This window comes from Arthrobacter sp. W4I7 (assembly GCF_030816215.1).
GTDB lineage: Bacteria > Actinomycetota > Actinomycetes > Actinomycetales > Micrococcaceae > Arthrobacter > Arthrobacter siccitolerans_A.
The window spans coordinates 1,492,020-1,512,016 of the sequence record NZ_JAUSXU010000001.1 but is presented as its reverse complement, the minus strand read 5'-3'; the positions used below and the strand labels follow the sequence as shown (position 1 = coordinate 1,512,016).

Annotated in this window: 16 protein-coding genes, 1 tRNA gene and 2 pseudogenes; 7 read left to right on the top strand and 12 right to left on the bottom strand. The window is 65.8% G+C overall.

The window, feature by feature from the left end; translation table 11 throughout:
• Positions 1–15: 15 nt before the first annotated feature.
• The 10 genes and pseudogenes from QF047_RS06950 to argS all read right to left on the bottom strand — a co-directional run bounded on the left by QF047_RS06950 (position 16) and on the right by argS (position 12,889).
• Positions 16–789 carry a WecB/TagA/CpsF family glycosyltransferase gene (locus QF047_RS06950; RefSeq protein ID WP_307275101.1) on the bottom strand — a complete coding sequence of 258 codons (774 nt, stop codon included), beginning with the start codon at positions 787–789 and terminating at the stop codon, positions 16–18.
• Positions 789–1,589 carry an L-threonylcarbamoyladenylate synthase gene (locus tag QF047_RS06945; protein WP_307275099.1) on the bottom strand — a complete coding sequence of 267 codons (801 nt, stop codon included), beginning with the start codon at positions 1,587–1,589 and terminating at the stop codon, positions 789–791. Before QF047_RS06945 ends, QF047_RS06950 begins: the two co-directional genes overlap by 1 nt.
• Positions 1,586–2,473, bottom strand: a complete 888-nt coding sequence (gene prmC, locus QF047_RS06940; protein ID WP_307275097.1) for a peptide chain release factor N(5)-glutamine methyltransferase — start codon at positions 2,471–2,473, stop codon at positions 1,586–1,588. Before prmC ends, QF047_RS06945 begins: the two co-directional genes overlap by 4 nt.
• 37 nt (positions 2,474–2,510) lie before the next feature.
• Positions 2,511–3,586: pseudogene (gene prfA / locus QF047_RS06935) on the bottom strand (peptide chain release factor 1).
• Between the two features lie 251 nt (positions 3,587–3,837).
• Positions 3,838–6,030, bottom strand: a complete 2,193-nt coding sequence (gene rho, locus QF047_RS06930; protein ID WP_307275095.1) for a transcription termination factor Rho — start codon at positions 6,028–6,030, stop codon at positions 3,838–3,840.
• Between the two features lie 298 nt (positions 6,031–6,328).
• Positions 6,329–7,303: a homoserine kinase gene (gene thrB, locus QF047_RS06925; RefSeq protein WP_307275093.1), complete on the bottom strand. Its 975-nt coding sequence runs from the start codon at positions 7,301–7,303 to the stop codon at positions 6,329–6,331.
• A gap of 2 nt (positions 7,304–7,305) precedes the next feature.
• Complete coding sequence (gene thrC / locus QF047_RS06920; protein ID WP_306634321.1) at positions 7,306–8,412, bottom strand: threonine synthase; 1,107 nt, start codon at positions 8,410–8,412, stop codon at positions 7,306–7,308.
• On the bottom strand, positions 8,413–9,729 hold the full coding sequence (locus tag QF047_RS06915; protein WP_306634322.1) for a homoserine dehydrogenase: 1,317 nt from the start codon (positions 9,727–9,729) through the stop codon (positions 8,413–8,415).
• Positions 9,730–11,220, bottom strand: coding sequence for a diaminopimelate decarboxylase (gene lysA, locus QF047_RS06910; protein ID WP_307275090.1), 1,491 nt, complete (start codon positions 11,218–11,220; stop codon positions 9,730–9,732).
• A gap of 4 nt (positions 11,221–11,224) precedes the next feature.
• Positions 11,225–12,889 (bottom strand): arginine--tRNA ligase, encoded by a 1,665-nt coding sequence (gene argS, locus QF047_RS06905; protein ID WP_307275088.1) that lies wholly within the window; start codon positions 12,887–12,889, stop codon positions 11,225–11,227.
• A 176-nt stretch (positions 12,890–13,065) separates the two neighbouring features.
• Between argS and QF047_RS06900 the strand changes: the two genes are divergently transcribed.
• The 4 genes from QF047_RS06900 (at position 13,066) to QF047_RS06885 (ending at position 16,157) form a co-directional block, all read left to right on the top strand.
• A complete protein-coding gene (locus QF047_RS06900; RefSeq protein ID WP_307275086.1) occupies positions 13,066–13,542 on the top strand; it encodes an FMN-binding protein in 477 nt (158 codons plus the stop codon).
• Between the two features lie 3 nt (positions 13,543–13,545).
• A complete protein-coding gene (locus QF047_RS06895; protein ID WP_307275084.1) occupies positions 13,546–14,418 on the top strand; it encodes an FAD:protein FMN transferase in 873 nt (290 codons plus the stop codon).
• The gene (locus QF047_RS06890; protein WP_307275083.1) at positions 14,415–15,959 is read left to right on the top strand and encodes a ferredoxin--NADP reductase; all 1,545 of its coding nucleotides are present in this window, start codon (positions 14,415–14,417) and stop codon (positions 15,957–15,959) included. The genes QF047_RS06895 and QF047_RS06890 overlap by 4 nt, the downstream gene beginning before the upstream one ends.
• Positions 15,960–16,084: 125 nt before the next feature.
• Positions 16,085–16,157, top strand: a tRNA-Arg gene (locus tag QF047_RS06885).
• Between the two features lie 70 nt (positions 16,158–16,227).
• Here QF047_RS06885 and QF047_RS06880 read toward each other — a convergent pair.
• Positions 16,228–17,178 (bottom strand): cation diffusion facilitator family transporter, encoded by a 951-nt coding sequence (locus QF047_RS06880; RefSeq protein ID WP_306634332.1) that lies wholly within the window; start codon positions 17,176–17,178, stop codon positions 16,228–16,230.
• A gap of 112 nt (positions 17,179–17,290) precedes the next feature.
• Between QF047_RS06880 and QF047_RS06875 the strand changes: the two genes are divergently transcribed.
• Both QF047_RS06875 and QF047_RS06870 read left to right on the top strand, forming a co-directional pair.
• Positions 17,291–18,334, top strand: coding sequence for a M4 family metallopeptidase (locus tag QF047_RS06875; protein WP_307275080.1), 1,044 nt, complete (start codon positions 17,291–17,293; stop codon positions 18,332–18,334).
• A 62-nt stretch (positions 18,335–18,396) separates the two neighbouring features.
• On the top strand, positions 18,397–18,705 hold the full coding sequence (locus QF047_RS06870; protein WP_306634335.1) for a protealysin inhibitor emfourin: 309 nt from the start codon (positions 18,397–18,399) through the stop codon (positions 18,703–18,705).
• 17 nt (positions 18,706–18,722) lie between these two features.
• On the opposite strand, the pseudogene QF047_RS06865 reads toward QF047_RS06870, so the two are convergent.
• A pseudogene (locus QF047_RS06865) lies at positions 18,723–19,689 on the bottom strand (GlxA family transcriptional regulator).
• An 81-nt stretch (positions 19,690–19,770) separates the two neighbouring features.
• Here QF047_RS06865 and QF047_RS06860 point away from each other — a divergent pair.
• Complete coding sequence (locus tag QF047_RS06860) at positions 19,771–19,938, top strand: hypothetical protein (RefSeq protein ID WP_306634339.1); 168 nt, start codon at positions 19,771–19,773, stop codon at positions 19,936–19,938.
• Positions 19,939–19,997 lie beyond the last annotated feature (59 nt).

Below are 19,997 nucleotides of genomic sequence, written 5' to 3'. Positions count from 1 at the left end.
CCAGGTCCGGCGCTTCTACTTCTGGCTTTTGAGCATCTGCCGCTTCGACCGGCGCCTTGCCAGGAGCCACAACAGGACCCAAGGCTCGCCGAGCACCCGGTAGGCAACACGGCGCGGATGGAGCAGAAGGCGCCACGCCCACTCAAGTCCCATTCGGCCCAGCCACCGCGGTGCGAGTTTCTGGACGCCGGCCAACTGCTCGATAGCTCCTCCCACCGCGCAGTAAACGGCTGGCGGCATGTCACCAAGGCGCCGCTCCAGGACCTTCTCCTGGAGCGGCATGCCCAGTCCAAGCAGAACCAGCTGCGGCTGCTGCAGGTGAAGCCATACCACGGCGTTGTCTTCGAGGCCCCCATTCCAGCCCTCGCCTGGGAAGCCAGAGACACGGGCACCAGGAACGATGGATTGGAGTTTCCGGACAGCTTCGGCGTTCGCCTCAGCACCGGCACCGAGGACGGCGATCCGCTCGAGTCCTTGCACCTGGCCCAGGGCGGGCAGCCAGTCTGTAGAGCCCAGCCGGTAGTCCATCACCGGCCCCTCGGCCTTGCCGGTCCTCCCCCACAGCCAGAGAACGGGGGCACCGTCCAGCAGGACCACGTCGCTGCGCTCGTATAGCTTGCGGAAACCCTCATCAGCGAGGGTCAGCGTGACGCTGTGCAGGTTGTGACCCAATACGGTCCGCGTGGACCCTTCCTTTACAAAGCGGCTGAGTTCTTCCACCAGTTCGGGAACCCGCAGCGGGGTGGCATCGACCTCCAGGAGGGGGATTTGCTGGCGGTCCAGCGCCATCAAGGCCTGGAGTCCCGGGCTGGTGCCTGCGCGGCAGGCATCTCGGCGACTTCGGGGTCTTTGGGCTCAATCACCGATGAACCCGAGTGTGTTTCTGCAACCGGCGCTGCTTCAACCGGTTCCTCTTCCGCCATGGGGATCTCGCCTAATCCCAGGACACCCGGAACGTGTTCGCGGAGCTGGTCCAGGCTGACCGCGCCGTTGCGGACCACGCGCAGGAGGGGGCCGGTGGCGTCCACGATGGTGGAGGGCACTGCAGCCTCGCCTTCCCGGGGCCGGAAGCCGCCCTCCAGATAGACCTCGACGGACTCTGCAAGCTGCTCGCGGGCTGCGGCGGCGGTTTGTCCGGGTGCCTGGCCGGTGCGGTTGGCAGAGGAAACGGCGAGCGGGCCGGTGAGCGTCAGCAGTTCGAGGGCGATTTCGTCGGCGGGCATACGCAGCGCCACGGTCCCCTTGGTTTCGCCCAGGTCCCAATCCAGCGACGGCTGGGCGTGCAGGATCAGCGTCAGTCCGCCGGGCCAGAATGCCTCGGCAAGCTTGCGGGCCTCTGCCGAGACGTCGGTGGCGAGGCCGTCAAGGGCATTGACGCGCGGAATCAGCACGGGCGGAGGCATGGTGCGGCTGCGCCCTTTCGATACCAGCAGCATGGTGACGGCCTGCGGCGAAAAAGCGTCGGCCCCAATCCCGTACACCGTGTCGGTGGGGAGCACGACGCACTTCTTTTCGCTGATCGCACGCTGGGCGTGCTCCAGGCCCCGTGCCCGCTCGTCATCACTGGTGCAGTTATAGGTTGTGGTCACTGGCCCATTCTTTCATTGCTTATGGTCTGGTCCGGGAGCACGGCGCTGGTGGCGCGCTCCTTGCCGTTGAGGTCCAAGTGGGTGCTGATCCTGGTCCAGGATCCTGACCTGCCCAACATCGCAGCGATCCATTCTGCCTGGACTTCTGCATGTTCCATCACGAAGTAGCCGCCGGGAACCAGCAGCCGGGCAGCCGAGGCGGCTGCCGCCGTCGGAAGTTCCATGCCGTCCGCTCCCCCGCCGTACAGTGCTTCCGGCGGGTCATGCAGGGCCACCTCGGGCTCGTTGGGGATGGCCTCCGCCGGGATGTACGGCGGGTTGGAAACCACGACGTCGAAGGTTCCGTTCAGCCCCTGGAGTGCGTTCCGCAGGTCCCCCAGCACGAGGTGGACGCCCAGGGGTGCGAGGTTTTTTGCCGCCCAGGCGTGGGCGAAGGGGCTGAATTCCACCGCGTGGACCTCGGCGCCGGGCACTTCGTGGGCAAGGGAGCCCGCGATGGCGCCGGACCCCGTGCCGAGGTCGACGATCCGCGGGTGCGCCATGTCCTTGACGTGGTCAATGACCAGCTGGACCACGGATTCGGTTTCGGGCCGGGGAATGAACACGCCGGGCCCCACGGCCAGCTCGAGGTAGCGGAAATGCGCCACGCCGGTGATGTGCTGCAGTGGAATCCTGCTGGCGCGCTCCGCTACGAGGGCTTCGTAGCCAACAGGTGCCGGCGTGTCACCGAGCATCATGGCGCGGAGCCGGCCCAGCCCCACGTTCAGCAGGTGGTCCGCAAGCAGCTCCGCGTCCACGCGCGGGCTGGGTACACCGGCCTCCCGCAGGATGGCTGTGGCCTCGGTGACTGCGTCAGCGAGCGACTGGCCTGGCCCGAATGTCATGTCCTGAATTCCGTAACCTGAATGTCCGCCGGACGGACTAGTCGCCGATGGCGTCCAGGCGCGCCTGTTCGTCCATCTCAATCGCGGACTGGATGACCGGGTTCCAGGTCGCCGTTCATGACCTGGTCCAGGTTGTAGGCCTTGTAGCCGGTGCGGTGGTCCGCGATGCGGTTTTCCGGGTAGTTGTAGGTGCGGATGCGCTCCGAGCGGTCCATGGTGCGGATCTGCGACTTCCGCTGGGCCGAGTTTTCGGCGTCGATCTGCTCCTGCTGGTGCGCCAGGATGCGCGCACGAAGCACGCGCATGCCGGCCTCGCGGTTCTGCAGCTGCGATTTCTCGTTCTGCATGGCCACCACGATGCCCGTGGGAAGGTGGGTAATGCGCACTGCAGAGTCCGTGGTGTTCACGGACTGGCCGCCGGGACCGGAGGAACGGTAGACGTCGATCTTGAGGTCGTTCTGGTTGATTTCAAGCTCTTCGGGCTCGTCAACTTCAGGGAGAACCAGCACGCCTGCAGCAGATGTGTGGATGCGGCCCTGGGATTCGGTCACGGGAACGCGCTGCACCCGGTGCACGCCGCCTTCGAACTTCAGCCGGGCGGTAGACGCCCTCGGCGGGATCGTTGGAGCTGCCCTTGACGGCAACCTGGACATCCTTGTAGCCGCCAAGGTCCGACTCGGTGGCGGAGATGATTTCGGTCTTCCAGCCGCGCGATTCCGCGTACCGGGTGTACATGCGCAGGAGGTCGCCTGCGAACAGCGCAGCCTCGTCGCCGCCTTCGCCGCCCTTGACCTCAAGGATCACGTTGCGGGCGTCGTCAGGATCGCGCGGGATAAGCAGGCGGCGCAGTTTCGCCGCAGCAACCTCAAGCGCCTCTTCCAGTTCAGGAACCTCGGCAGCAAACTCGGGATCCTCGGCAGCCATCTCCCTGGCAGCAGCAAGGTCATCACGGATGCCTTCCCACTTGTGATAAGCCTCAACAATGCCATTAAGCTGAGCCGAACGCCGCCCCAGCTTCCGGGCAAGCCGCTGATCAGCATAAACAGCAGGATCCCCCAGCTGCGCCTGGATAGCATCATGCTCATCAAGCAGGCCCTGTACGGACTCAAACATTTTTCAAAACCTTTCGACGCGCTGGGAAACAGTCTAGTTTCGCCGAGCGATTGGTGAGACAACGGCAAGGCGTTCGGATTTTGCCGCCCCGGGAGTGGCATCGGGCCTGCCGGAGCTGGGAGGCTGACGATCGAAGATCGAAAGCCTCCCAGCGTAGGGGCGGGGGCGGCAAAATCCGAACGACAAAGGGGCGGGGACGTAACACCGCGCGGCGAACCACGCGAGGTATCCGCACCCCGCCCCTAAGTTAGCTACTTGTCGTTATCCGACTTCGCACCAAGCGTCGTCTTCTGAACCTGCATCAGGAACTCAACGTTGCTCTGGGTCTCCCGGATCTTGTTGGTCAGGAGTTCAAGGCTCTGCTGGGTTTCGAGTCCGGAGAGGACGCGGCGCAGCTTCCACATGATCTTGACTTCTTCGGGCGAGAGGAGGTTTTCCTCGCGGCGGGTGCCGGACGCGTTGACGTCCACGGCCGGGAAGATGCGCTTGTCTGCCAGCTGGCGGGACAGGCGGAGCTCCATGTTGCCGGTGCCCTTGAACTCTTCGAAGATGACTTCGTCCATCTTGGAGCCGGTTTCCACGAGTGCGGTGGCCAGGATGGTGAGCGAGCCGCCGTTTTCGATGTTGCGGGCTGCACCGAAGAAGCGCTTGGGCGGGTACAGTGCTGCGGAATCGACACCACCGGACAGGATGCGGCCGGAGGCCGGTGCTGCCAGGTTGTAGGCGCGGCCCAGGCGGGTCATGGAGTCCAGCAGGACCACCACGTCCATGCCCATTTCCACGAGGCGCTTGGCGCGTTCGATGGAGAGTTCGGCCACGGTGGTGTGGTCGTCGGCGGGGCGGTCGAAGGTGGAGGCAATGACTTCACCCTTGACGGTGCGCTGCATGTCCGTGACTTCTTCGGGGCGTTCGTCAACCAGCACCATCATGAGGTGGACCTCAGGGTTGTTGGTGGTGATCGCGTTCGCGATGGACTGCAGGATGAGCGTCTTTCCGGCCTTCGGCGGGGAGACGATCAGGCCGCGCTGGCCCTTGCCGATGGGGGCGACGAGGTCGATGACGCGGGGGCCGATCTTTTTGGGATCGGTCTCGAGGCGCAGGCGCTCTGACGGGTAGAGCGGAACCAGCTTGGCGAATTCGACGCGGTCCTTGAGTTCTTCGGCGGTCTTGCCGTTGACCGAGGTGACGCGGACCAAGGCGTTGAACTTCTGGCGGGTGGACTGCTGGCTGCGGTCTTCGCCGTCGCGGGGTGCGCGGATGGCGCCAACAACGGCGTCGCCCTTGCGGAGGTTGTACTTCTTGACCTGGGCCAGGGAGACGTAGACGTCGTTGGGGCCGGGCAGGTAGCCGGAGGTGCGGATGAACGCGTAGTTCTCCAGGACGTCGAGGATGCCTGCAACGGGCAGCAGGACGTCGTCCTCAGTAACCTCAACGTCGTCGACGTCGGGTCCCTGGGCGCGTCCACGACGGCGGTCGTTGCGGTCGTTGCGGTCGCGGAAACGGTCGTTGCGTGAGCTGTTGTCCCGGTCCTGGCCGCCCGAGCGGTCATTGCGGTCGTTCCGGTCGCGGCGGTTGCGGCGGTTGCGGCGACTGCCGCCGTCGGCGTCATCGGTGTCGCGGTTGTCGTCACGGCGGGCACCTTCACGCTGGCCGGCCTCGCGGCTGCCGGCGTTGTCCCGGCTGCTGTCGCCGCTTTCACGGGTATCGCGGCCACGGCCACGGCCGGCTTCGCGACGATCGGTGCGCTGGCCGGCCTCTTCGGTTTCGGTGCGGGCTTCGGCGGTGGGCTGTTCAACAGTGCGCGGTTCGGCAGCGCGCTGTTCAACGGTGCGCGGCTCGGCAATACGCGGCTCGGCAATACGCTGCTCGGCGCCAGCCTGCTCTGCGGGTGCCTCAACGGCCTCCGCGGCCTGCGGTGCTGCCGCGTCGCCCCGGCGGCGGTTGCGGGTGCGGGGCTGGCGGCGTTCGGCGCCTTCGGCTGCCTCGGGAGCATCCGCGGCGGGAGCCTCAGCGGGAGCGGCAGGCGCTTCAGCGGCACCTTCAGCAGCTGCCGGTGCCACAACTCCGTCGCTGACGGCCCGGCGGCTGCGGCCGCGGCCGCGGGCACGGGTGCCTTCGGCCGGCGCTTCCGTGGTTTCGGCCGGCGCGGAGGCTGCGGGGGCAGCAACAGCTGCAGCTGCCGGTGCGGCGACGCTCTCGGTGCGCTTTTCGGCTGACTTGGCCGGAGCCTTGGTCATCGGAGCGCCTGCGCGGTGGGCGGAAATGGCAGCAACCAGGTCCCCCTTGCGCATCCGGGAACCTCCGGAGATACCGAGCTGGCTGGCAAGTGCCTGCAGCTGGGCGAGCTTCAGGCCGGCAAGGCCGCTGCTCTTGGCGGGTGCTGCCGAATCGGCAGCAGAAGATGATAGTTCCACAGCTGGCGACAGCTCAGTGGTTTCGGTCACGAAGGATCCTTCCCCCTCGACGGCGTCCAGACTAGGAGCTGGGCGCGATGATTTGATCTGGGCTGCAGTTCAGATCTGCAGCCGGGATTGTTCGGCCTTGCCGGTTGGATATCGGCCAGCAGGGCCGGATACTGATTCACGCTGCGCTCCGCCCAAGGTGGAACTTTGGACTGACGTTTCAGGGGCAGTTTCAATGCTGCAGATTCCTGCGACAGACCAAGCAGGTGGCACCGGAATAGATTGCGCAGTAGGAGACCAGGTTGCAACTAAGTGCATATGCAGATCAGATAGGCGTCAACTACCGCCGGTGCAACTCCACCTTAGCACCTTCAACGTCCACTGCCAGCTTCAGCACGCGCCAACCTGTATCCGGCGTGTCCGCCGCGGTGAACTCCTCAATGAAAGTGACGACCGCGGCGGCTTCAGCCTGTCCGTCAGCCAGGACCAGCACGGTGGGCCCGGCACCGGAAACGACTGCTGCATACCCGGCCGCGCGGAGTGCCGAAATCAGTGCAGCGCTCGGACGCATGGCTTCTGCCCGGTAGCTCTGGTGGAGGTAGTCCTCGGTACCGGCGAGCAGGAATTCGGGTTTGCTGGTCAGGGCGTGGATCAACAGCGCCGCGCGCCCGGCGTTCATGGCAGCCGCGTGGTGTCCCACTGACGCCGGAAGCAGCGCCCGCGCGGTTTCCGTGGACAGCTCGAAGTCCGGAACCGCGACCACCGGAACCACCGTTCCGGACACCGATGCACTGGTGCTGCTGTACTGGTCACTGTCCTGCCACGACAGCGCCAGTCCGCCGAAAATGGCCGGTGCCACGTTGTCCGGGTGCCCCTCGAGCTCGCTGGTGAGCTGAAGGATCCAGTCCTTCCCGCGGCGGCTGCCCTCCGGCACCAGGGCGTTCGCTGCCGAAATCGCGGCCACCACGGCTGACGCGGAGGAGCCCAGGCCGCGCCCGTGGGGAACAACGTTTTCCGCTGTCACTTTGAGGCCGCCGTGCCGGAAGCCGAGCCGTTCGAAAGCCGCTTCCATCGCGCGGATGACCAGGTGGCTGGCGTCCCGGGGCAGCGTCTGCGCACCCTCGCCGGTGAGGTCGAACACGAGTTCCTCGGATTCGAGGCTCTCCACCGTCAGGGTGTCGTGCAGCGCCAGGGCCAGGCCCAGGCTGTCGTAGCCTGGGCCCAGGTTGGCGGATGTGGCCGGAACACGGACGGTGACGCTTTGTCCGGCTTCAATAAGCTGCACGCCGACGGTGGCCTGCGAGGTGGTGTCCAAGGTTATTTTTCTTCCAGTCCCAGTTCAGCAGCAACGGTGACCACGTCGTTGGAGACCTTGACCGGCTGGACGTCGCTGCCGTCCTCGGTGCGCAGGGCCCACTGGGGGTCCTTCAGGCCGTGTCCGGTGACGGTGATAACGATGGTCTTGCCGGCGGGCACCTCGCCTGCGGCGTGTTTCTTCAGCAGACCCGCCACGCCGGCGGCGGAACCGGGCTCCACAAAGACGCCTTCACGGGAGGACAGCCAGCGGTGGGCGTTAAGGATTTCCTCGTCGGTTACAGCGTCGATGAATCCTCCGGACTCATCGCGGGCAGCGATGGCGCCGTCCCACGAAGCGGGATTGCCAATCCGGATGGCGGTGGCAATGGTGTCCGGTTCAGTGATGGGGTGGCCGGCAACGAACGGTGCGGCCCCTGCTGCCTGGAAGCCCCACATCGCGGGTGTCCTGGTGGAGACGGCGGGCAGCGTGCCGGCGGTATCGGACTCGAACGGAGCGGAGTACTCCTTGTAGCCCTTCCAGTACGCGGTGATGTTGCCTGCGTTGCCGACGGGCAGGACGTGGATGTCCGGGGCGTCACCCAGGGCGTCCACGATCTCGAACGCGCCGGTTTTCTGGCCTTGGATGCGGGCGGGGTTGACCGAGTTGACCAGGAAGACCGGGTAGGACTCCCCCAGTTTCCGGGCGATGTCGAGGCAGTTGTCGAAGTTGCCGTCCACCTGGAGCAGCGTGGCGCCATGGGCGATGGCCTGGCTGAGCTTGCCCATGGAGATCTTGCCTTCGGGCACCAGGACGGCGCACTTCAGGCCTGCGGCCGTTGCGTAGGCGGCGGCGGAAGCAGAAGTGTTGCCCGTGGACGCGCAGACAACGGCCTTGGCACCGGAGGCTACTGCGGCAGTCATGGCCATGGTCATGCCGCGGTCCTTGAACGAGCCGGTGGGGTTCATGCCTTCCACCTTCAGGTACACCTCCGAGCCAGTGAGCTCGGAAAGCTTCTGCGCATGCACCAGCGGGGTGCCGCCCTCACCCAGGGTGATCACCCGGGTGGATTCCGTCACGGGCAGACGGTCAGCGTATTCGCGGATGACGCCGCGCCATTGGTGAGCCACTTAGACTCCTTCTACCCGCAGAACGGATGTAACTGAATTGATGACGTCCAGGCCCTTCACGGCCTCGACGGTGGCCGCGAGGGCAGCCTCTGACGCGCGGTGGGTGACGATCCGCAGTTCGGCCGACTCCACCTTGGACTCGGCGTCTCGGTGGATGGTCTGCCGCATGATTTCGATGGAAACGCCGTGCTCGGCAAACAGCTGGGCGATCCTGGCGAGGACACCGGGCTGGTCCGCCACGTCGAGGCCGATGTAGTAGCTGGTGACGGCGGCGTCAATAGGCAGCGCCGGCACGTGGCCGGTGGTGGTTTCGGTGCGGCCGGGGCCACCGAGCACCAGGCGGCGGGCTGCCGAGACGAGGTCGCCCAGCACTGCGGATGCCGTGGGGGTGCCGCCGGCGCCCTGGCCGTAAAACATCAGCTCGCCGGCGTTCTCCGCCTCGATGAACACGGCGTTAAAGGCCCCCCGGACGGCAGCCAGCGGGTGCTCGCGCGGCAGGAGCGTGGGGTGGACGCGGACGGAAACACCCTCGCCGCCGTCGGCATTAGCGAGCTTTTCAGCGATCGCCAGCAGCTTGATAACAAAACCGGCGTCCTTGGCAGCAGCGATGTCCGCGGCGCTGACGGATGTGATGCCTTCACAGTGCACGTTTTCGAGGGCAAACCGCGTGTGGAAGGACAGCGATGCGAGGATGGCTGCCTTCGCGGCGGCGTCGTGGCCTTCGATGTCGGCAGTGGGGTCTGCTTCTGCATAGCCGAGCCGCTGGGCTTCGGCCAGGGCGTCGGCAAACTGGGCCCCGGTGGAATCCATCTGGTCCAGGATGTAGTTCGTGGTGCCGTTGACGATGCCCAGCACGCGGGTGATCCGGTCGCCGGACAGGCTGTCGCGGATGGGGCGCAGGATGGGGATGGCCCCGGCCACGGCAGCTTCGTAGGACAGCTGGACGTGCGCCTTGTCAGCCTCCTCATAGAGGGTGGGACCGTCCTGGGCGAGGAGGGCCTTGTTGCCGGTGACCACGCAGGCGCCGTTGCGCAGGGCGGAAAGGATCAACGTACGGGCAGGTTCGATGCCGCCCATCAGTTCGATCACCAAGTCCGCGTCCTTGACCAGGGTCTCGGCGTCGGTGGTGAACAGTTCCTGGGGCAGTTCCACGTCCCGGGGGGCGTTGACGTTGCGCACGGCAATACCGCTCAGCTGCAGGCGGGCACCGGTACGGGCGGCAAGGGCGTCGGCGTCCTCAATGAGAATCCGCGCAACCTGGGCCCCAACGTTGCCACAGCCCAGCAGGGCCACTTTCAGGGTTCGCATTTCAGTCACTCAGGCTCCCATGTCGCGGTTCAACAGATCTTCTTCGGTTTCCCCGCGGACAATCAGCCGGGCAGATCCGTCGCGCACCGCGACAACGCCCGGCCGGGCCAGATAGTTGTAGTTGCTTGACAGGGCCCAGCAGTAGGCGCCGGTCCCCGGTACAGCAAGCAGATCACCGGCTGCCACGTCCTCGGGCAGATATACATCTCTAACAACTATGTCGCCGCTCTCGCAATGTTTGCCCACCACGCGGGACAGCTGCGGCGCGGCGGAGGACGTGCGGGATGCCAGAACGGCCGAATAATCCGCGTCGTACAGCACCGGCCGGGCGTTGTCGCTCATGCCGCCGTCCACCGAAACATAGCGGCGCGGATACGTAACGTTGTTGCCGCCGTCACTGGCCGTTGAGGCGCCGGGAGCGTCCACGCGAACAGTCTTCAGCGTCCCTACCTCGTAGAGGGTGAAGGTGGTGCTGCCCACGATCGCGCGGCCCGGTTCAATCGATACGCGTGGGGAATCGATGCCCAGTTCCGCGCAGGTGGAACGCACGACGGCGGCCATCGCCTCCGCGATCTCGGCTGCGGGGCGGGGGGTATCCACGGGCGTGTACGCAATGCCGTAGCCGCCGCCCAGATCCAGCTCCGGCATCACGATGGAGTACTTTTCCTGCATGGCGGCGAGGAAGCGGAGCAGCTTCTCTGCGGCCAGCGCGAAGCCGTCCGGTTCGAAGATCTGGGACCCGATGTGGCAGTGCAGACCCAGCAATTCAATACCAGGGTGCCCGGCGGCAGCTGCGACAGCTTCCTCCGCGGCCGAGAGGCCGGCCTGCCCCGTGGTGTCCTCCGCCATGGAGAGGCCGAACTTCTGGTCCTCGTGGGCGGTGGCGATGAACTCGTGGGTGTGAGCGTGCACACCGGGCGTGAGCCGCAGCATGACCTTTGCCTGGTCACCACGGGTCTGGGCGATGGCCCCGACGCGTTCCAGCTCGGCGAGGCTGTCCACCACAATGCGGCCCAGGTTCATGTCCAGAGCCCGGTTGATCTCGGCGTCGGACTTGTTGTTGCCGTGCAGAGCAACGCGCTCCCCCGGGATTCCGGCACGCGCGGCGACGGCCAGTTCGCCGCCGGAGGCGGTGTCCAGGCGCAGCCCTTCCTCCTCCACCCACTTCACCACTGCAGTGCAGAGGAACGACTTCCCGGCGTAGTAGACATCCACGCCGCCACAGATATCGGCAAAGGCGGCGTCGAAGGAGTCCTTGAACGCGCGTGCCCTGGCGCGGAAGTCTGCCTCGTCCATCACGAACAGCGGCGTGCCGAACTGTTCCTTCAGGACAGCAACGGACAGGCCGCCGACGGCCAGGCCGCCGTCGTCGTTCCGGTCAACGCTCTTGGCCCACATCGGCGCCTGCAGGGCATTGAGGTCCCCCGGTACTGCGAGCCATTCGGGGGCCAGCGGCGACGCGTTGTTGGTGTCCTGGCTGGTGGGTTCCTGTGCAGTCACGGGGCTACATCCGTTCCGGCGCGGACACGCCGAGCAGGTCCAGGCCGTTGGCCAGCACCTGGCTGGTGGCGTCGTTGAGCCAGAGCCGGGTACGGTTCACATCGGTTACCGCTTCATCGCCCATGGGGGCAATGCGGCAGGCGTCGTACCAGCGGTGGTAGGCGCCGGCGATGATTTCGAGGTGGCGGGCCACCCGGTGCGGTTCGCGCAGCTCGGCAGCCTTGGCCACGATGGAGGGGTAGCTGCCCAGGTACGAGAGAAGCTCGTTTTCCGTGGCGTGATCCAGGAGCGAGGCGTCAAAGCTGTCTTTGCCGTCCACCCGGCGTTCCACCCCGGCCGCCACCGCGTTGCGGGCTGCACCACGGGTGCGGGCATGGGCGTACTGCACGTAGAACACCGGGTTCTCGTTGCTGTGCTTCTTCAGCAGCTCCGGGTCCAGCGTCAGCGGCGAATCCGCGGGGAAGCGCGCCAGCGAGTAACGGACGGCGTCCTTGCCGAGCCAGTCGATCAGGTCCTTGAGCTCGATGATGTTGCCGGCACGCTTGGACAGCTTGGCGCCGTTCACGGAAACCAGCTGGCCGATGAGCACCTCGATATTCACCTCGGGATCGTCCCCGGCGCAGGCAGCAATGGCCTTGAGCCGGTTGATGTAGCCGTGGTGGTCGGCGCCAAGCAGGTAGATCTTCTCCGTGAAGCCGCGGTCCTTCTTGGAGAGGTAGTAGGCGGCGTCCGCGGCGAAGTAGGTGGGTTCACCGTTGGCCCGGATCATCACACGGTCCTTGTCGTCGCCAAAGTCGGTGGTCCGCAGCCAGACCGCACCGCCGTCGTCGAACACGTGGCCCTGCTCACGAAGGCGCGCAACGGCACTTTCGATGGCGCCGGCGTCGTGCAGTTCCTGCTCCGAGAAGAACACGTCAAACTCGACGCCGAAGTCCGCGAGGGTGGCCTTGATGTCCTTCATCTGGGCCTCATAGGCGGCCGCGCGGACCACCGGCAGTGCGGCAACTTCGGTCAGTTCGCGGATGTCCGGGTGGGCCGTGAGCACCTCGTGGCCAAGGTCCGCGATGTACTGTCCGGGGTAGCCGCCGTCGGGCACGGGCAGGCCGTGGAGGCGGGAGTACACGGAGTTGGCGAAGGTGTTCATCTGGGAACCGGCGTCGTTGATGTAGTACTCGGCCGTGACGTCCGCCCCGGAAGCACGGAGCACGCGGGCGATGGCGTCGCCCAGTGCAGCCCAGCGGGTGTGCCCGATGTGCAGGGGGCCGGTGGGGTTGGCGGAGACAAACTCCATATTCACGGTGTGACCTGCGAGCGCGGTGTTGGTTCCGTATTGTTTCCCGGCCTCAACAATCACCTTGGCAAGGGCGCCGGCCGTGGCAGCGTCCACGGTGATGTTCAGGAAGCCGGGACCGGCGATATCCACCGCGGAGACGCCGTCGATGGTTTTGAGGTGTGCGCTCAGGACGGTGGCGAACTCGCGCGGGTTGGTGCCTGCCTGCTTGGCAAGCTGCAGGGCAATGTTGGTGGCCCAGTCTCCATGGTCGCGGTTCTTGGGCCGCTCCACGCGTACCTCGTCAGGCACTGCTGATGCTGAAAGGGCGATCTCGCCGGCGGCGACGGCGTCTTTCAGGCAGGCGGATATGGCGAGGGAGAGTTCTTCGGGAGTCACCCCTCTAGCCTACCGGGGGGCGGTGACAGCAAAAGAATTGGGACGCTGCCCCCTGCGCCACAGGCAATCCACAGGAAATATCCAAGCCAGTTGCAAGGCTGAACCAATACGCTGGATTCATCGTTGACACCAGCGTAGGTACTGCCACCAGACACTTAACCGAAATGAGAGCCTTGATGAGACAGTCAGTCCGCAAGAGTGTTTTCGCCGGAATCGCCGGCCTGTCCCTCGCTGGAACCGTGGCCGGCTGCGCGCCTTCCGCCGCCGACAGCACCCCGGGTGCCCCCGCGAAAAGCGCAGCGGAAACTGCTGCCGCCAACCCGTCAGCAGCCATGTCGTCGCTGGCCAGCAGCGGTTCCACGTACAAGGACGGGACCTACAGTGCGGACGGAGGCTACGTTTCCCCCAACGGATCGGAGACGGTCGGGGTGGAACTTACGCTGGCCGGAGGCACGGTCACGGGCGTCAACATCACCCAGCATCCCTCCAACCCGAACACCCGCAAGTTCCAGGGGGAATTCGCCGGCGGCATAGCGGCGCAGATCGTGGGCAAGAGCATCGACGAACTCAACGTCTCCAAAGTTGCCGGCTCCTCCCTGACCAGCGGCGGGTTCAACCAGGCCGTGGAAAAGATCAAGCAGGAGGCGCAGTAGAAGGTGCCGGACGGGGACTGGGAGGACTTTGCGTTCGAGGGGATCGGAACGCAGTGGGAGATCTCCACGCCGGTTCCCCTGAGTGGGCCGGTCAGGACGCGCCTGCTGGAACGGGTGGAGCGTTTCGACGCCGAGTGGTCCCGTTTCCGCTCGGATTCCCGCGTCAGCGCCCTCGCCCGCAGGCCGGGACGTTATGAATTTCCGGACGAGGCGCAGCAGCTTGGCGCGCTGTACCGGACGCTGTACGGCATGACTGACGGCGCCATGACGCCACTGATCGGGGCTTCCCTGGAACGGCTGGGGTACGACCCCGGCTACTCCCTTAAGCCCTCCGGTTCCCCGCTGGCGGCGCCGGCCTGGGATGAGGTCCTGGACTGGTCCGGCACCACCATCACCACCACGGCTCCGGTGGTGCTCGATATCGGGGCGGCGGGCAAAGGCCTGCTGGTTGACCTGCTCGCCGAGGAGCTGGGTGCCGGGGGCCTGGAAGCGTTCGTCATCGATGCCAGTGGCGACCTGCTGGCCCGCGGTCCGCTGCCCACCGAAGTGGCCTTGGAACATCCCTACAATCCCACCCAGGCCATTGGGATTGTTCCCCTGGACGGCCAGTCGCTGTGCGCCTCTGCTTCCAACCGCCGCGCCTGGGGTGACGGACTGCACCACGTGCTGGACGGAACTACCGGGCAACCGGTGGGGACCGCCGTCGCCACCTGGGCCCTGGCGGATACTGCGATGCTGGCCGACGCACTGGCCACCGCCCTTTTCTTTGTCCCCGGTGACCAGCTCCAGGAAGAATTCGACTTCTCCTGGCTGACCGTGTTTTCCGATGGCAGCGCGGCCCATTCTGCCGCCTTTGAAGGGACACTGTTCACATGAGCCCTGTCGAAACGCCAAAAGCCGGCTCCGTCCCCTCCGTGGCCGGCCGGCTGGACACTCTCCTTGGCCGGTTCACCATGTACCGGCTGATCCTCCTGGTCCTGGCGGCCCTTGCCGCCTACAGCCTGCTGCTCGACGCCCTTGGCTGGCTGACTTTCGGCATTCCCGAAATGCTCGGGCACCTGGCCCTGTGCCTTGGGCTGACGTACGCCTCGAACAGGGCACTGGCAGCGCTGTTCCACGTGCGGCCCCACTCGGAGTCCTCGCTGATCACCGGCCTACTGCTGTATTTCCTGTTCTGGCCTTCCTTCGTGCCCATGGATGTGGCGGGCGTGGCGCTGGCCTGCGTGCTGGCGTCGGCGTCGAAGTACGCACTGGCGTGGCGGGGCCGCCATATCTTCAATCCCGCTGCTGCCGGCGCCTTCGCGGCCGGGCTCACGGGTCTCAACATTGCCACCTGGTGGGCGGCCACGCCTGCCATGCTGTGGCTGCTGGTTCCGGGTGTCCTCCTGGTCCTGTACCGCACCCGGAAGTTGCTGATGGCTGCGGTTTTCCTGGTGGTGGCGTGCGCGATCATCAGCGCGGAGCTGCTCGAGGCCGGCATGTCCGCGGGAACGGCGTTGTGGCAGGCTCTTGCCCAGCGGCCGCTGCTGTTTTTTGTGGGGTTTATGCTCACCGAGCCGCTGACGCTGCCGCCGCGCAGGTGGCAGCAACTGGGGTTGGCGGCTGTGGTGGGTGTGGTCTTTGCTGTCCCCTACAACTTCGGTTTCCTGGCGAATTCACCCGAGGCTGCGCTGCTGCTCGGCAATCTGCTCGCCTTTATGGCGGGCCAGAGGGGCAGCGTGCGGTTGAGGTTCACCGGGACGCGGCCGCTGACACCCAGCACCACCGAGTTCTCCTTCGAGCCCTCCCGCCCTGTCCGTTTCCTGCCGGGGCAGTACATGGAGCTGGACCTCCCGCATGACAAGGCGGATGGCAAAGGACGACGGCGGGTGTTCAGTCTGATGGGCTCCCCTGGTGAAAGCCAGGTGAAGTTCGGTGTGCGGACCGCCGGGCCCGTTTCCGCCGCCAAAAGCGTCCTCCTCTCGTTGAAGCCCGGCGACGAGGTAACGGCCACCTCGGTGGGCGGTGACTTTGTCCTCCCCCGCGGCTCCCGCAAGCCAGTCCTGCTGATCGCCGCCGGGATCGGCATCACGCCTTTCCTCTCGCACATCTCCTCCGGAAGCCTCCGGGATCGCGACACTGTCCTCCTCCTGCTCGCCAGGAGTGCCGATGAGGTTGCCTACGCTGAGGAACTGAAGTCCGCCGGCATCCGTGTGGCGGCCCTGATCGCGGACGGATCGGAGCCGCCGCCGCACATCACGGCGTTCCCGGCATATGGGTCCCGGCTGGACGGGGACGCCCTCAAGGCAGTGGTCCCCGACGTCGCTGGCCGCGAGGTTTATGTTTCGGGTTCACCGGCCAGTGTCGCTTCTTTGCGGCGCGCGGCGAAGCAGGCCGGGGCACGGCACGTGCATGTCGATTCGTTCTCCGGCTACTGAAGTTGGGGCCTCGCCAGCCCCGGTCGGCCTTGGCGGACTCGCCGTGGAGCGGCGATTTTCCCTTGCGGGCCACCTTACTGCTAAGCTCTAGGACGTCCCGCCAGCAACGGCAGGAACCCCGGATTGCCCTCGTAGCTCAGGGGATAGAGCGTCTGCCTCCGGAGCAGAAGGTCGTAGGTTCGAATCCTATCGAGGGCACACAGAAAAACCCGCCGTTTCATTTCCTTGAAACGGCGGGTTTTTGCGTCTCCTGTCGCGTTTTCCGGTTTCAGAACTCCAGGCGGGCCTCATCCGGGGTGGCCAGGGTAAGCACGGCTTCCTCCACTGTTTCGTGGTCCTCCAGCTCGCGCTCTATCCGGCGCAAAGACACAGCCACTTCATGTTCAGGGTGGTCCCCCTGCAGGTCCACCGCCGCCACGACGTACAGCTTCCGGGGTCCGACATACTCCAGGTGCAGGTAGGTTAACCGGGCGATGTCCTGGTGCTCCAGCAGCCGCAGGGCCATGGACCGTTCGATGTCCGGCGTCACCCCCTGGCCCACCAGGAAGCGCCGGTTCCGGTCGATGAGAACCACAGCGACGACGGCCAGCAGCACGCCGACCACGATGGATCCCACGGCATCCGGCAGCGCCGAACCCGTGATCTGGTGCAGCAGCACTCCCGCAAAGGCCACCACGAGGCCAATCAGCGCAGCGGCGTCCTCCGCAAAAACGGCCCGCAGCGTGGGATCCGAGCTGATGAGCACCTGTTCCAAGGTGCGCCGTTCGAGCTCCCGTGCCGCCTTGCGGGTCTGCCGGAACGCCTGGATGAAGGAAATTCCTTCCAAAACGAAAGCCAGGGCCAGCACCACGTACGCCACCGCGAAGTCCGAGGCGGGCTCCGGCTCGATGATTTCCTGGATGCCGTGCATGATGGACACCACCGCGCCTGCGGTGAAGAGCCCGAACGCCGCGAACATCGACCAGACGTAGGCTTCCCGGCCGTAGCCCATGGGATGGCTCTCGTCCCGCGGCCGGGCCGACCGCCGCTCGGCGAGGAACAGGAACACCTGGTTTCCGGCATCCGCCCAGGAGTGCGCGGCCTCAGCGGTCATCGATGCCGATCCGGTGACCACGGCGGCCACCGACTTCGCTGCCGCTATGAGGGCATTCGCCGCGAAGGCGATGATCACCGTCAAGAGAGTGCCGTTGGATTTTGTCCGCTTCCTGGTGCGCGCCATGGGCCTACCGTACCCACCCGGGCCGCATCCGACGCGCCAAGGGCAGTATCCGTGCCTGATGTCGGTGCCCCCTCGTAGGCTGTTCACACCAGCAGAAGCAAAGGGGTCTCACATGTACTGCTCCATCATTCCGCCCTACCTGTTGCGGCGCCTGGCACGCCAGGACGCACCGGAGTTTTCCGCGGCAGCGAGGGCCGCCAGGGAAGCACTGGGGCACGTGCGTTCAGTCCACGCGGCCCGCACCCAGGCCGCTCCGGAAATTCCCGCGGGAGTGCGGCAGGCAAAACCGGGACCCTCGAACCGCTCCGTTTTCGACGCCGCCGGTTCAGAAGTCCTTCCCGGCAAACTTGTTCGCAAGGAGGGTGAGCCCGCTACCGGAGATCCTGCCGCTGACGAGGCCTATGACGGGCTGGGCCACACGCACCGGCTCTATGCGGACGTCTTCGGCAGGAACTCCATCGACGGCCGGGGTTTGCCCCTGAACGCCACCGTGCACTTCGGCAAGTTGTACGACAACGCCTTCTGGGACGGCACCCAGATGGTCTTCGGTGATGGCGACGGCGAAGTCTTTCAGCGTTTCACCAGGTCCCTCAGCGTCATCGGCCACGAGCTGGCCCATGGGGTCACCCAGTATTCAGCCGGGCTGGCCTACCGGAACCAGGCCGGGGCCCTCAATGAGTCCATGTCGGACGTGTTCGGCGCCCTCGTTGAGCAGTATGTCAAGAAGCAGTCCACCGCCGAAGCCAGCTGGCTGATCGGCGAGGATCTTTTCACGTCCCAGGTGGAGGGGCAGGCATTGCGCTCCATGAAGGCCCCGGGAACGGCGTACGACGACGACGTGCTGGGCAAGGATCCACAGCCGGACTCCATGGACTCCTATGTCAAGACCAGCGCTGACAACGGCGGCGTCCACATTAATTCCGGCATCCCCAACCGGGCGTTTTGCCTGCTGGCCGAACAGCTGGGCGGAAACGCGTGGGACTCCCCCGGGCGGATCTGGTACCAGACGCTCACCGCGGGTTCACTGCCCACAGCCGCCACCTTCACGGTCTTCGCCCGCGCCACGGCCGCTGCTGCCACCGAGCTTTTCGGTTCCGGATCAAAAGAGCATGACGCCGTGCGCAACGCGTGGGAAACTGTGAAGGTCAAGCTTTAACGGGATGCCTGGCCGCCGTACCTCGGGCCCCCAGGCTCGAGGTACCACCCAGGAACCAGGCCATGAAGATCAGTGTGGAACGCACCGGCGGTATCGCGGCGATCACCCGGGTTTGGACTGTAAACGCTGAGTCCGAGACGGCGCGGAACCAATGGCAGCCCATCGTGGAAGCATGCCCTTGGGATGCCGTGCCCAGGACGCCCAGGGCTGCCGCAGCGGAATTTTCAGGAGCCCAGCCGGACCGGTTCATTTACTCCATCCGCGCCGGCCAGCGGCGCGCAGCCCTTCCCGAGCAGGCCGTCACCGGTCCCTGGCGTGTACTGGTGGACAGCACCAGGGCCGCCGCAGAGGAATCGCGCACAGCGCAGTGATACGTGAGCCGGGCGGGTTAAACCACTTCCGCCAGCTGGCCCCGGAAAGCCCGGCGGTAGGACTGCGGGCTGGTGTCCAGGACTTTCCCGAAATGGTGCCGCAGCAGTACTGGATGACCGAAGCCGGACTCCCGTGCGATCTCGTCGATATTCAGGTCCGTCGACTCCAGAAGTTCCTGGGCCCGGAGCACCCGTTGGGAGTTGAGCCAGGCAGCCGGTGTTGCGCCGGTTTCGGACCTGAACTTCCGGGCGAACGTCCTGGCGGACATGTGCACGCGTGCCGCCAGCTCGCCCACGCTGTGCTCACGGTCCAGGTGCTGCACCATCCAGCGGAGCAGTTCCTCCATCGGGGCTGAGCCGCACGTGGGGCATGGGCCGCTCAATGAACTGGGCCTGGCCGCCGTCGCGATGCGGAGGGACAACCATGTCGCGGGCAATTGCGGCGGCCGCGTGCGCGCCGAGTTCCACGCGCACCAAATGCAGGCAGGCGTCAATCCCCGCGGCCGTACCGGCAGAGGAAATGATGTTCCCGTCCTGCACGTAGAGGACGTTTTCATCCACCTGTACGCGCGGGTACTCGGCCGCCAGCTGGCCCGAATAGTGCCAGTGGGTGGTGCAGCGCCGGCCGTCCAGGAGGCCCGCCCGCGCCAGGGCAAAGGCACCCGAGCAGATGGACATCACCCAGGCGCCTCTGGCATCGGCAGCGCGCAGCGCATCAAGGACCGCTTCGGGGAGTTGGTCGTCCCTGCCGTAGGGCGCCATGATGACCAGGTCGGCGTCGGCGGTGGCCTCCAGGCCAAGTTCTACATTCAGGGACAGACCTGATTTGAGCCGGACGTTCCCGGGAGTGGGCGTACAAACGCGAAAGTCGAAAGCCGCGCCGCTCCCCCTGCCCGACCTGTCGATCCCAAACACCTCACAGGCGGTGCCGAATTCGAACATCGAGAAGTTGGGAACCACGATGACTGCCACTGATTTCAGCATGCTTCCATTGTGGCAGGAATTATAGCTTTTTGGTCATTTCTGCCACTTTTTCTTGGTCGCCCACAGGAGAAGCATGGAGGTATGGAAATCCTCATCACCCTCCTCATCGTCCTCCTGCTCGTTATCCTCGCCGCCACCGTTTCAGCGCTCCTGCGCGACGGCCGCGGGCATACACCTCCCGTGGAATCCCACGAAGCCTGGTCCGCCCTGGACCTTCCCAGCAGCAACTACACGCTCCGCATTTTCTGAGCACCGCCTTTCCATCCACCGCCCTTCCAACCACTGCTTTTCCATCCGTTTTTCCGATT

Excerpts from the sequence above, each read along its gene's own strand:
- QF047_RS06950 (WP_307275101.1), bottom strand. The coding sequence starts at position 789 with ATGGCGCTGGACCGCCAGCAAATCCCCCTCCTGGAGGTCGATGCCACC.
- prmC (WP_307275097.1), bottom strand. The coding sequence starts at position 2,473 with ATGACATTCGGGCCAGGCCAGTCGCTCGCTGACGCAGTCACCGAGGCC.
- QF047_RS06900 (WP_307275086.1), top strand. The coding sequence starts at position 13,066 with ATGAGACAGTCAGTCCGCAAGAGTGTTTTCGCCGGAATCGCCGGCCTG.
- QF047_RS06890 (WP_307275083.1), top strand. The coding sequence starts at position 14,415 with ATGAGCCCTGTCGAAACGCCAAAAGCCGGCTCCGTCCCCTCCGTGGCC.
- QF047_RS06880 (WP_306634332.1), bottom strand. The coding sequence starts at position 17,178 with ATGGCGCGCACCAGGAAGCGGACAAAATCCAACGGCACTCTCTTGACG.
- QF047_RS06875 (WP_307275080.1), top strand. The coding sequence starts at position 17,291 with ATGTACTGCTCCATCATTCCGCCCTACCTGTTGCGGCGCCTGGCACGC.
- QF047_RS06870 (WP_306634335.1), top strand. The coding sequence starts at position 18,397 with ATGAAGATCAGTGTGGAACGCACCGGCGGTATCGCGGCGATCACCCGG.
- QF047_RS06860 (WP_306634339.1), top strand. The coding sequence starts at position 19,771 with ATGGAAATCCTCATCACCCTCCTCATCGTCCTCCTGCTCGTTATCCTC.